The organism is Lentilactobacillus parafarraginis DSM 18390 = JCM 14109, assembly GCF_001435895.1.
Taxonomy (GTDB): domain Bacteria; phylum Bacillota; class Bacilli; order Lactobacillales; family Lactobacillaceae; genus Lentilactobacillus; species Lentilactobacillus parafarraginis.
This window is the reverse complement of the sequence record NZ_AZFZ01000003.1, coordinates 81,031-92,192: the sequence shown is the minus strand read 5'-3', so window position 1 is coordinate 92,192 and position 11,162 is coordinate 81,031. Positions and strand designations below refer to the sequence as shown.

Below are 11,162 nucleotides of genomic sequence, written 5' to 3'. Positions count from 1 at the left end.
TCAAAAATCATAGATCTTGGACAGCTTCTAAATAACGACCTTGCTTGAATCTGTTTGATCAGGGCGCTACGGCAAATTGAGTTCTGCTTAGCGATGCGTGTTTCGGGCGCCGCGCTGGGTAACACATTTAAATTTGGATGGCTCAGTGGTTAATGAAGTAGCGACATATCTCAACGAATAGTAATGGAGGAAACCATCATGACTTTGATTTTGAACACATGGATTTTTGAAACCGCGGTAAAGACGGGAACTGGGCAGGCTGAGCTGGTTGACCGGGTCGCGTCACTTGGAGCTGACGGGATCGAAGTGCGCCGGGAATATTTTAAGGACCCGGCAATGGAGATGCCTGAAGTGGGCCGGCGGGCGAAAAAGCAGGGCCTGATTGTCAACTACAGTGTTCCCGACGATGTGTTTCTTGCATCTGGGGAGCGGAATCCCAAGCTTGAGCAGTATTTTCAAGAGGCGATGGTCATGGGGGTTTCCAAGATCAAGTTCAATACCGGACACTTTGATCACTTCCGGGGAGATTTGCGTGATGCTTTTGAGGGGCTGCCGCTTGAGACGATCGAGTTAAACGTCGAAAATGACCAAACTGCCGTTTCCGGCAACGTTGCCCCAATTAAGCGATTTTTGAGCAGCGCCCACCAGGCCGGCTTAACCCAGCTTGGCTATGTTTACGATTTGGGGAACTGGGCGTTCACTCACAATGATGCGCGCCAGAGTGCCAGAGAATTGGCGCCATATACCCGCTACATTCATTTGAAAAACACAATCGACGATCACGGCACGCTGGTGACATCCGCCGATTTGAACACCGGCATTTATAACTGGGAAGAAATTTTAGACAATCTTCCCACTCGGGTTCCGATCGCCCTTGAATTTCCGATGAGCTCTGATTCTCAGATTAAGGCCCAGATGAATTTGCTGCGAGCGAGAATGGAGGGATAACATGCTTTCAACAATTAGTGCCATTTTATTACTGGTCACCTTCGCGGCCTTCATTGTGTACGTCATTAAGGGCGGCAACTTAATGATTGGGTTCTTCGTTATGGCAATTGTCTGGTCGGTTGTTGGCATGGTTCCCGCCGATCAGGTCATTCAAAAGGTCTTCGCGGAACCCGCCCTTAATTACGGGCCAACGATCATCTACATTGTTTTTGGTTCCTGGTTTGGCCGCGTGTTGGTGGATAGTGGCATCGCCCCGGCAATCTCCGAGGAAACCAACAAAGTGGGCAAGAAGCATCCGTTGATGGCAGGCGTGCTGGTCTTGCTGGTCACGGCGTTCATCTTTGTGAGTGCCTACGGGGTCGGTTCGGTGATTGCCATTGGCGTTATTTTGCTGCCAATCATGCTGTCGGTGGGAATCCCTCGCGACGTTGCGTTGTCGGCATTTTCAATGGCTATCGGGGCGCCGATGTATCTCAACGTGGTCCTGTACAATCAAATCAAAGCGTTCTTTCCCCACGCCGTGTATGGCGGCAAGTACCTGGTCTTCGGCTGGGTCGCAATGGCGGTTCAACTAGTGGCTGTTATAATCTTCCTGTTCTTGAACCGAAAACGAATTGACCCAACCAGAGCGCAACAAAACTTAGACACGATTGGCGCTGAGGTCAAGAATGATAAAGTGGTCAAGGTGCCCAAAATTGCCTTCGTTGTGCCGGTCATCCCGGTGCTGATGAACATGCTGTTTGGCTGGGATGCCATTCCGGCGCTGACTTTGGCAACGCTACTCGCCATGCTGTTAACCGGTAAATTAAAGGGTTATCAGAACTTTGTGACCTTTCTCAATAAAACCGTTCAGCAGTCAATCAGCGACATTGCCGGGTTAATCATGTTCTTAATGGCCCTCATTATGTTCAGTGGGGCCGCCCAGATGGACGCCGGGCGTTTTCGGCCGCTATTCGCGGCAATCCTGCCGCATGATCATTTGATCTTGGCGGTTGCCCTTGGCATTTTGGCGCCGCTGGCACTGTTTAGAGGACCCCTTCACGTTTGGGGAGCCGGGGCCGCGACTGCCGCTGTGCTTTCCGGAACCGGACTATTTAACGACGCGTTTCTACTGCCGCTGCTCTACGTACCATCAATCATGGCCGTTTCAACCGACCTAACCCAGTCTTGGAATGTCTGGGGATTGGAATATATGAAGGTTGAATCCAAATCGTTTTTGAAAAATGGCGTGGCCGTGATGTGGGTGGTCTCAATTATTAATGAAGTTTTGGTTTACTATTTCTTTGGCAAATAAATTTAAAGTGAGGGATATCAAATGAGTGAATTAATAACCATTGGCGAACCAATTGTGACTTTTGCATCCAAACAACCCGACGTGTCAATCACTGACGCAACCGAGTTCACGAAAATTATGGGTGGGGCCGAACTGAACGTTGCGATTGGCGCAACCCGGTTGGGGCATTCAACCCAGTACATTTCAAGAGTTGGGGCCGAGCCGTTTGGGGACTACGTGATTAAAACCATTTTGAGTCATCACGTTGGGGCGAAGTACATCTCCAAGGATCCTGATTATTGGACCGGCCATCAATTGAAGCAGCTGGTGACAACCGGGGATCCGGAAACCTATAATTACCGTAAGGGATCAGCGGCCGCCCACCTCACCAAAGAGGTCATTGAGCAGGTCGATTTATCCGAAGTTAAAATGGCCCACATGTCCGGCATCTTCCCGGCAATATCCGACGTCGCCGAAGAAACGTTTCGAACCCTGCTGGACCGCCTCATTGATCATCATATTCCGATGACCTTTGATCCCAACTTGCGCCCAGCACTATGGGCAAGCCGCGCCAAAATGATTAAGACGGTCAATGATCTAGCCGGATATGCCGACATTGTTTTGCCCGGAGTTGAAGAGGGAAAAATTTTGATGGGCAGCGATGATCCGGAAAAGATTGCCGATTTTTATCTAAAAGGGGCCCATACCCATACGGTTATCGTTAAGACGGGCGCTGCCGGAGCATTTGTGAAGACGGATGCGGGTGATCAGTACACCGTGCCGGGCTTTAAGGTGGACCGGGTGATTGATACGGTCGGCGCGGGCGATGGCTTTGCGTTGGGAGTTATTACCGCGTTGCTGGAAGGGAAGTCATTGAAAGCCGCTGTGACGCGAGGCAATGCCGTTGGCGCGCTTCAGGTTCAGACATACGGTGACAATGATGGCTATCCGGATCAGGCGGGACTAAGGGCGTTTTATGAAAAAGAAGGAGTGGTTGACCAATTATGAAATTACAAGTTGCAATCGACCGGGTTTCACTAGGCTATGCGGTGAACTTGGCGGAAAAGTTGGATTCATACGTCGATATTGTTGAGTTTGGAACATCGATTGTGAAGGATTACGGGTTGATTGAAATTGGCCACCATCGACCAGCATTCAAGCACGCTGAACTACTGCTGGATTTGAAGACGTTTGACGAAGGCCCTTACGAATTCGAAAAGGGATTTGATGCTCGAGCTGACATCCTAACGGTCATGGGCGCTGCCGGTGCGGATACCCTGGCCGGCGTTCATAAGGTGGCCCAGGACCGCGGCGGCGACCTCTTCATTGACTTGATGGAGACGGGGACCGACAAGATCGCCCAAATTTCCGGGTTCACGGATGCCATCTATGGGATTCACCATTCTCACGATGCGGTGGCCGGCTTTGATGCCGTGGCAACGGTGGCCGATTTTCACGAGCGGTTTCCGGACGTCAAACGCATTTCGGTTGCGGGCGGGATTGATCTGCCAACGGCGAAGCGATTGGCAAAGCAGGGGATTGCTGAGTCGGTGATTGTGGGAAGTAAGATTATTAAAACTGCCGATCCCGTTGCCGCAGCGAAAAAATTTATGGAGGTCATTAAATGAGTTTAGTTAAACAGGTCATGCAGGAAGTTAACGAAGTCATGGGGTTGATTGATGAACATCAGCTTCAGGATGCGGAAACAATTATCCAGAAGGACAAGCGGATTTTTGTTCTGGGCGCCGGGCGCTCCGGATTGATGGCCAAGGGCTTTGCGATGCGGCTGATGCACATTGGCTACACGGTTTACGCGATTGGTGAGACCATCACTCCTTCTGTCCAGGCGGGCGACGTTCTCGTTGCCGTATCGGGATCCGGGAAAACCGCCAGTATCTTGGAATTGACTGAGAAGGCGAAGGCGGACGGCGTTCAGATTGTCGCGGTCACGAGCCGGCCAGATTCTCCGTTGGGAAAATTGGGTGACGCGACGATTGTTGTTCCCGGGGCAACCAAGGCTGGTGATGGCGTTCAGTCAATCCAGCTGCTGAGCACGTTATTTGACCAAAGCGTTCATATCACTTTAGACGTGCTGTGCCTGATGTTAAGCCGGCGGGATAACGTGTCCAACGAGGCCGCCAAGCAGACCCATTCAAATATGGAATAGTGGTTTAACGTTTGAGTGGCCAATGAACAAGGATAAAATTTCAGATTTCTAACCGGCCCAGCAGCTGCAATCGCTTGTTGTTGGGCCTTTTAGAATGGTAAAATTAACCGAGATAGAACGGATCAGAAACTAACTGAGATGGTGATAAAATGGCCAACAATAAAAAAACAGCCAACATTAAGGACGTTGCGGCATTGGCGGGGGTTTCGGTCGCCACGATTTCTCGTTATTTGAACGGTGAATTGGACCGCATGTCCCAAAAAACGGCGCAGCGAGTGCACGACGCCGTCGAGAAGCTGAATTATGTGCCCAATTCGGTGGCCAGACAAATGAAGACCAACACCAGTAAAATGATCGCGGTAATTGTGTCCAATATTGATGATTATTTTTCGACGGAACTTTTTAAGGGCATCAGTTCAATTCTTGAAAGTAAGGGCTACATTGGGGTGCTTTTTGACGCCGATTCAGATGATGAACGGGAGAAAAAATTACTCGGGACGATTGGCAGTCAGCTGTTTGACGGCTTGATTATTCAGCCGGGTAACAACCCGCAGACCATTTCCGAAGCGTTACGGCGATCGATGCCGATTGTCACCGTTGACCGGGAGATCGACAACAGCCCCTGGCCGCAAATTATTACCAATAATTATCAGATTGCCCGGTCGGTCAGTCAACATTTCGCCGAAGCGGGAATTGACCGGGTCATTGTGCTTACCTCAGCGATTAAGGAAGCCCGGACACGTGAGGAACGTTACCGGGGAATTACGGCTGAATTCAAAAAGGTGACCGTCGTTGAGATCTCGGAGACCGCGACGAACCATAATGCGGTGGCTCGACAATTGACGAAATTAGTGAACGACAGTGATGGGAGAACCCTGATCTTTTGCTTGAAGGAACGGTGGTTCTTGGAATTTATTCCCGAGTTGGTTTTTGAAGGAGTTATTGATGGCGATCGGGTGACCGCAACCGGCTTTGCGGATACCGACTACGCCCGCCGATTGGAGCCGCGATTGAAGCTTATTTCCCAAAATCCCTATTTAATGGGCGGAAGCGCCGCTGAAGTGATGCTTGATTGGCTTAGCGGGGCCGACCGATCAATTCGCCGGATCGTTATCCCGGCAAAGTTAAACTAGCCCTTGCAATGACACCGTTGTCAGCCATATGATTAGTTAAAAACGAGGAAGCGACCTTATGCTTAATTATTCAAATCAGCAGGCGTGGACTAATGGCTGGGGAAAGCAACAGTCACCGCTTGCGTTAAACACGACGAATGCCGTGGCGGTTTCAAAACCGCTGGCGTTTCAAGCAGATGCAAATTATCAATTAAAAACAGAAATCGATGACGAAACAACGATCCGCGTGGCCGGAACCGGGGAAGCGACGATCTTTAACCGCCCATTTTCGTTCGTTCAGGTCCATTTTCACGCGCCGGCAGAGCACGTGGTTGATGGGACGACTAGCCCATTTGAAATTCATTTGGTGCATCAAAACGCGATTGGTCAGTTAGTGGTGGTTGCCTTATTGGTCTCAATTGGAAACGCGGACCCAACGCTGCAGGCCATTTTTGATCGTTACCGGCAGAAGCAGACCACTTCCGTCGAGATCCCGCTGCCAGTTTCTGAGTGGCTCACTCAAGCCCCAACTGGTTTTCACTACTTAGGATCCATTACCACGCCACCATTGACCGAAGGCGTTGAATGGTTGGTGATCACAAATCCAATCGTAACCATTAGCGCCGATCAATTGGCCTGGTTTACCCACCACTTCAAAGCGAACAATCGCGACGTTCAGCCACCGCTAAATCGACCGATTGGCTATTATCATCAATAACAGGAGAAAATAATGATTGTCGTTTTAAAACTCGTGAGCTGGTTCATCGTGGTCAATCGGGACCGCGAACAGCGAGAACCTGATGCCGAAAAATTAACCCAAATGAAGGTGATGGCGCTGCTCTATTACGTTCAGGGCACCTACTTGGCGCTATACGGTAAGAAGGCGTTTGTGAACGACATTCTCGCCTGGCAATACGGGCCGGCAGTCGCGGTTGTCCATCAGCATTTTCGCGGCCAACGGGTGTTAACCCATAACGTCACTCCAATCGACGAGATGAACTATCGCGAGGTTAATTCTGACGACCGCCTGCTTCGGGTTGCCTTTGAAGTTCAAGAAACATTTGGGGTGATGAAAGCGACGGCACTTGTGACGCAAACCAAGGCCGAAAAGCCCTGGCAGGTCACGCCGCAAAGTGACGTGATTGATCCGGAATGTCTGCGACGCTATTTTAGAGAACATATTGTTAAAAATGATGCCTAAAAAACGACCTTCCCATTGCTGAGAAGGCCGTTTTTCGGCGGTAAATTGTGCGGATTAAGATGAAGCTTTAATCCGTCACCGAATGCCACTTGCCCTTAGAATATTTGAAAAGTGTAATCAGATTGTCGTTCTTGCCGTGATGCCAGATCCAGGGATGACGGGTTGGAACAATCTTCGTGCCGTACTTGTAGATGACCTTGGATTTTTGGGTTGGCCGGTATTTGGATAACGTGGCGTGCTGGCGGACTTGATATTCGGTATTGTAATGGACGTAGTTTTTAGCTTCGATTCGGTAGCCATGAAAGGCCTTGGTTTTATGTTTACCCACGGTGAGACCGCTGGTTGAAACGGTGGTAATTTTAGCGGCGAAAACGCCGGTGGTCAAAAAGCCAACGCTGAAAAAGAGGCTTGCCACAGCTAGTGTCAGATATTTAGTCATTTTGAATTATCAATGCTCCTTGATTGATCGTTCGGGCAACTGCTTTGGATGCGGCTGTCAGTGTTAGGGATGAAAATAGTTTCTCCTGATACTCTTTAAATTACCATGTTTTCATATCATTCACAATGGGTGTTACCAAAGTGTCATCATCTTGTTAGGCGGGCGTTTTATTCCAAATGTTGAACCGCTTTACCTTTCCAACTGATTCGTGGTTGGGATCCAAACTGGTTTGTCAAGCAAGATTTTGCATTCCGGCACGCTGAAAAATAACCTGAATTTCGTAACCCTAATTGTCATCGAGGGTTGCCAATTTATGAGTGGAAAATAAGAATTTTTCCCCTTGTCTTCCTGAACGCTCGTTCGTATAATAGTAATCTGTCAGGGGGAATTTATCGTGAATCATACAATCGGGACAACGATTATCAAGACGGCAACTCAGGCGATGCAGCATGGGCAAATGGTCAGACTGGTGCTTGACGGTTATCCACAGCGCCAGGTGGGCCTTGGCGACCTAGTCGGATACATAACGGGCATTAAGGATCACCAACTCACTTTTACCAACGTCATGAGTCAGAACCAGTTTGTGGCTTTGGCGGATGTTAAGGGAATTGAGTTTATTATGAAGTAACGGTTCGCTGGATCGAAAAGGGCTTTGAACGGCACGGGGTGTGCTTGTTCGAAGCCCTTTTTATGATGCCAGTGGAAACGATTAACACCAGTATTACATTAAAATTATGATTTCATAAAAAAGATCATACATTATTCTTACTGAGAGCATATCTATCGGATATCCTTATGGTATTAATAAGAATAATGGAGGGAAACATCATGAACCAACAACTATCGAAACGCTTGATGCTCACGTCACTGGTGGCCGCCGCTCTTGGTGGTGGCATTTTGATGGGGCATTCAGCTACGGCCAATGCGAAGGCCCCTGAAAAAATTGTGTCGCAAACCGCGTTGAAGTTGAAAGCCAGCAAGCGAAACGTCGAACCGAACGGTAAAGCTGGACTGTATACGAAACCCAGCGTCTTAAAGGGTGAACGGGTGGTGTTGTCAAAGAAGACCATGAAGAAAATGGATCGTTCGGAGGATGCGGATCACTATTTGCGAGCTTACCGCGTTGCCCGCACCAACCACAAGAAAGTTTACTATAAGGTGGTGACATTTGACGGTAAACATCGCGGTTGGGTCTATGGCGGAACGAAGGTGAATCGGTTTGGCGGCGGGCTGCATGAAGCTAAAACGTATCATGAACTGACCCGAACAACTGCCGAAGCGACGAGGACGTATCAATTTGCCAATCCCGGAACGACGCACGTCACCTGGCAAGCACCGGTGGGAACGACTTATAAACCATCCAAAGTGATTACCACGACCATCCCGTATGCCTTGGACGACCTTCACGTAAAGAGTGTTGTCGAACGCGAGAAGGGCGATAAAGTTTACTACTACGTTGCCAGTGCCCAGCACCCGGCCATTAACGGCTGGATCTATAGTGGCGCCGTCACCCCGAAAGCTGGCGATGATGGGGTGTCGCAACAGCCGGGATCAGAAACGCCAACGCCGGGCCAACCGGATCCGGTAACCCCAAGTCCCGAGAACCCTGGCGCACCGGGAGGGTCGATTAACTATTCCGGAAAATTCAGCCACACCGATGCGCAGGTGTATCGTACGGGGATGACTCAGGAGACCGATAAGGGGATTATTTCAAAGGTTCAAAAGGCATACAAGGACAACGTGATTAAGGACTTGGTCGAGCCCTTCCAATATGATCAGTCAATGGCGTTAGCGACCATTTCTCAGAAGTTGGGTCACGGCAAGCGGTTTACGGCTGAAGGTGGGCGAAACTACGTGGTTGTGGTCAGCCCGACCGCCAGTTCGATTGTGAAATTAGTGCCGTATACGCAGGTGAAGTGGTTGAATCCAAAGGCGGTGGTGTCGGGCCTGGATGGTGGCATTTTGGGGATGCTGGTGAATGATGAGTTGAAAAATCAAATTCAGACAGCTGCCAATTTGTATTACAAATTAAACTACTTGGGATCCTTGGTCATCATGTCACCAATGAGTGATGAAACCGTGAAAAGCTTGCTGGGAGATGGCAAGCAATTGAGTATCAATGTTGAACAGTTCATTGAAGAGCTGCCACTGACCATCAAATTTGACATTTCGGTCACGACAACTCGAGATGATAATGGCTTAACGGACGTGAAAGTCGAATTGAAGCTGGATCCCAAATCATTGGAAGTTCCGGAACCAGCAAATCCAGCAGCCTGTCATTTCGATGTTGATATGACTAATTCTGGATATTCTGGGTGGAAAGCCACCTTGGCGAAATTAGCCGTGAAGGTATTTTATCCAACCCGGTACCCTTACTTTGACAAAATCGACAAGGGGATGGACCCGGCAAAAATTAAGCGGGTCCTTGGAAATGGGCAAACCACCTATATCGATCAGGCCAACGTGAAGGCGAACTTAACGCCCGTCGTGGAAGTCGTCCAGAAGGGCAACCAGGTGGAATCCGTCAGCGTGAACGTCGTTGTCACAAAGCCCGCCGAATAACGGTAAACGAGAAAGATTGATTGTGTTCCCCAGGCATTCAGATTATACTTGAAGGAATGATTTGCATTTGAGTTGATGGCCGGGTGCCTCTCCCAAGGGGTGGCGGGCCATCAGTAAGGAGTCTGTATGTCGCAATCTTTTTCAAACCATCAATTTTCGAACTTACCTGACGATTTGGCCGACATCGCTGCCGGAATTCTTTCCCGCGTTCAGGAATTCGAGCGCCGTTTAGGCCCGGCCCATGATCCCAGTGATCCCAAGGCTGGGCCAGCGTCAACGCCATCCGGGGTGCTGTTCTACGTTCCAACGCTTCACATGGATGACGCGCAGTACCAAGGACACGGATTTCTACCGCACCTTGTCAAAAAAAGCTTTCTAGACATTGACATTGGGTTTGTGCCGGTTCGCCAAAGTGTCACCGTACGGCTATTCAGCACCTGCTGCAAGCACCGCAAACGCAACGACAAACAACAATGCGTTGACCGCTGCGCAATATGGTGGCACGGTTAAATTCATCGTGAACGCTGCCTCTGCGAACGCCAACTTGTTTGACACCGCCGCAACGTACACGACCAAGGCTGACAGTCGGCAATACAATGGCCTGCCTGGTGATCCGGTTGGCAAGAATGCCTACACGTCACCACAGGGTGTTCAATTGAATACGTTAATTGCCAAGTTAGCTAAGAGTAGTTACACCAGCAGCAATAATGGTCAACGGACTACGTTTACTGCGCAAGATGTAATGAATGCTGTTTCGGGCGCCAATATGGATACGATTTATTACCTGACTTATACGGATCCGATGACCAATCTCATTAGTTGGCAGCATCAAGCCATTTTGACCGCCTCAAGCACTGGAACCCCAAGCGTTTCCGGACTGTTCGGGACGACTTCTGGTTCAAGTAGCGATACCATGAGCCAGTTATCGAACATCCTAGCCGGTTCCGATGCCTTTAGCTCAATCTTGAGCGGTCTCGGAAATGTGATTAGCGGTGGAATCGACGCGGTTGGTAACTTCCTCTTTGGCGGCATCATTAATTATCGGGTTGTTAAACTAACAACAACGGCGGCGGACATTAAGTCTGCCAATGGTGACAGCATTAAGATGGGTAGCCAAGTAGTTATTCCATATACCGCAACGGCGTCAAACGTTATCCGCAAAGATGCCGTTAAGAATAATCTTGATGGCGTCTTCACGACAGCTGGTGCTGATAGTGATCAATCCAGTGCTTTCAATGCCAAGACATTTGCAAGCAGCACAAGTACCGTTTCAAGCTTAGTCGACGGCAGCACGAGTGCAAGTGGAACCAACACCACTGCCAATACTGCTTCCGCTGCTGCTTCATCCAGTTCGAATTCACTTTGGAGTAATCTCTTCGGAAATTTGTTTGGATAATGTCTAACTAAAGATTCATCAGATAAACGATTCAGTCTTTCGGGGCTGGGTCGTTTTTTGCGCA

General features: G+C 49.4%; 13 protein-coding genes. 12 read left to right on the top strand and 1 reads right to left on the bottom strand.

Features of this window, described 5'->3' with window-relative positions:
* Window positions 1-198 precede the first annotated feature (198 nt).
* From FD47_RS01550 to FD47_RS01515, 8 genes are all read left to right on the top strand, one after another.
* Entirely contained in the window at window positions 199-948 is a 750-nt protein-coding gene (locus FD47_RS01550; RefSeq protein WP_054732312.1) for a sugar phosphate isomerase/epimerase family protein, read from the top strand.
* 1 nt (window position 949) lies between these two features.
* Window positions 950-2,242, top strand: coding sequence for a hypothetical protein (locus FD47_RS01545; protein WP_056979960.1), 1,293 nt, complete (start codon window positions 950-952; stop codon window positions 2,240-2,242).
* A 21-nt stretch (window positions 2,243-2,263) separates the two neighbouring features.
* Window positions 2,264-3,229, top strand: a complete 966-nt coding sequence (locus FD47_RS01540) for a sugar kinase (RefSeq protein ID WP_054732315.1) — start codon at window positions 2,264-2,266, stop codon at window positions 3,227-3,229.
* Complete coding sequence (locus tag FD47_RS01535) at window positions 3,226-3,849, top strand: orotidine 5'-phosphate decarboxylase / HUMPS family protein (protein WP_054732318.1); 624 nt, start codon at window positions 3,226-3,228, stop codon at window positions 3,847-3,849. Before FD47_RS01540 ends, FD47_RS01535 begins: the two co-directional genes overlap by 4 nt.
* Window positions 3,846-4,388: a 6-phospho-3-hexuloisomerase gene (hxlB, locus tag FD47_RS01530; RefSeq protein WP_054732321.1), complete on the top strand. Its 543-nt coding sequence runs from the start codon at window positions 3,846-3,848 to the stop codon at window positions 4,386-4,388. The genes FD47_RS01535 and hxlB overlap by 4 nt, the downstream gene beginning before the upstream one ends.
* A 149-nt stretch (window positions 4,389-4,537) precedes the next feature.
* Window positions 4,538-5,521 carry a LacI family DNA-binding transcriptional regulator gene (locus FD47_RS01525; protein WP_054732324.1) on the top strand — a complete coding sequence of 328 codons (984 nt, stop codon included), beginning with the start codon at window positions 4,538-4,540 and terminating at the stop codon, window positions 5,519-5,521.
* A gap of 58 nt (window positions 5,522-5,579) precedes the next feature.
* Entirely contained in the window at window positions 5,580-6,218 is a 639-nt protein-coding gene (locus tag FD47_RS01520; RefSeq protein WP_056979959.1) for a carbonic anhydrase family protein, read from the top strand.
* A gap of 12 nt (window positions 6,219-6,230) precedes the next feature.
* On the top strand, window positions 6,231-6,701 hold the full coding sequence (locus FD47_RS01515; protein ID WP_054732327.1) for a Panacea domain-containing protein: 471 nt from the start codon (window positions 6,231-6,233) through the stop codon (window positions 6,699-6,701).
* A gap of 67 nt (window positions 6,702-6,768) precedes the next feature.
* On the opposite strand, the gene FD47_RS01510 is transcribed toward FD47_RS01515, so the two are convergent.
* Window positions 6,769-7,140 (bottom strand): hypothetical protein, encoded by a 372-nt coding sequence (locus FD47_RS01510; protein ID WP_054732329.1) that lies wholly within the window; start codon window positions 7,138-7,140, stop codon window positions 6,769-6,771.
* A gap of 394 nt (window positions 7,141-7,534) precedes the next feature.
* Here FD47_RS01510 and FD47_RS01505 point away from each other — a divergent pair, with 394 nt between their 5' ends.
* From FD47_RS01505 to FD47_RS01490, 4 genes are all read left to right on the top strand, one after another.
* The gene (locus FD47_RS01505) at window positions 7,535-7,768 is read left to right on the top strand and encodes a hypothetical protein (RefSeq protein WP_054732333.1); all 234 of its coding nucleotides are present in this window, start codon (window positions 7,535-7,537) and stop codon (window positions 7,766-7,768) included.
* A 200-nt stretch (window positions 7,769-7,968) separates the two neighbouring features.
* Complete coding sequence (locus FD47_RS01500; protein WP_056979958.1) at window positions 7,969-9,702, top strand: hypothetical protein; 1,734 nt, start codon at window positions 7,969-7,971, stop codon at window positions 9,700-9,702.
* Between the two features lie 126 nt (window positions 9,703-9,828).
* Window positions 9,829-10,212 (top strand): hypothetical protein, encoded by a 384-nt coding sequence (locus tag FD47_RS01495; RefSeq protein WP_054732342.1) that lies wholly within the window; start codon window positions 9,829-9,831, stop codon window positions 10,210-10,212.
* The gene (locus FD47_RS01490; RefSeq protein ID WP_156404140.1) at window positions 10,181-11,098 is read left to right on the top strand and encodes a hypothetical protein; all 918 of its coding nucleotides are present in this window, start codon (window positions 10,181-10,183) and stop codon (window positions 11,096-11,098) included. The genes FD47_RS01495 and FD47_RS01490 overlap by 32 nt, the downstream gene beginning before the upstream one ends.
* The last annotated feature ends 64 nt before the right edge of the window (window positions 11,099-11,162 follow it).

What these genes read in the sequence shown, in the direction of transcription:
- FD47_RS01500 (WP_056979958.1), top strand. Translation starts at nt 7,969, where the DNA reads ATGAACCAACAACTATCGAAACGCTTGATGCTCACGTCACTGGTGGCC.
- FD47_RS01520 (WP_056979959.1), top strand. Translation starts at nt 5,580, where the DNA reads ATGCTTAATTATTCAAATCAGCAGGCGTGGACTAATGGCTGGGGAAAG.
- FD47_RS01550 (WP_054732312.1), top strand. Translation starts at nt 199, where the DNA reads ATGACTTTGATTTTGAACACATGGATTTTTGAAACCGCGGTAAAGACG.
- FD47_RS01535 (WP_054732318.1), top strand. Translation starts at nt 3,226, where the DNA reads ATGAAATTACAAGTTGCAATCGACCGGGTTTCACTAGGCTATGCGGTG.
- FD47_RS01495 (WP_054732342.1), top strand. Translation starts at nt 9,829, where the DNA reads ATGTCGCAATCTTTTTCAAACCATCAATTTTCGAACTTACCTGACGAT.
- hxlB (WP_054732321.1), top strand. Translation starts at nt 3,846, where the DNA reads ATGAGTTTAGTTAAACAGGTCATGCAGGAAGTTAACGAAGTCATGGGG.
- FD47_RS01540 (WP_054732315.1), top strand. Translation starts at nt 2,264, where the DNA reads ATGAGTGAATTAATAACCATTGGCGAACCAATTGTGACTTTTGCATCC.
- FD47_RS01515 (WP_054732327.1), top strand. Translation starts at nt 6,231, where the DNA reads ATGATTGTCGTTTTAAAACTCGTGAGCTGGTTCATCGTGGTCAATCGG.
- FD47_RS01510 (WP_054732329.1), bottom strand. Translation starts at nt 7,140, where the DNA reads ATGACTAAATATCTGACACTAGCTGTGGCAAGCCTCTTTTTCAGCGTT.
- FD47_RS01545 (WP_056979960.1), top strand. Translation starts at nt 950, where the DNA reads ATGCTTTCAACAATTAGTGCCATTTTATTACTGGTCACCTTCGCGGCC.
- FD47_RS01525 (WP_054732324.1), top strand. Translation starts at nt 4,538, where the DNA reads ATGGCCAACAATAAAAAAACAGCCAACATTAAGGACGTTGCGGCATTG.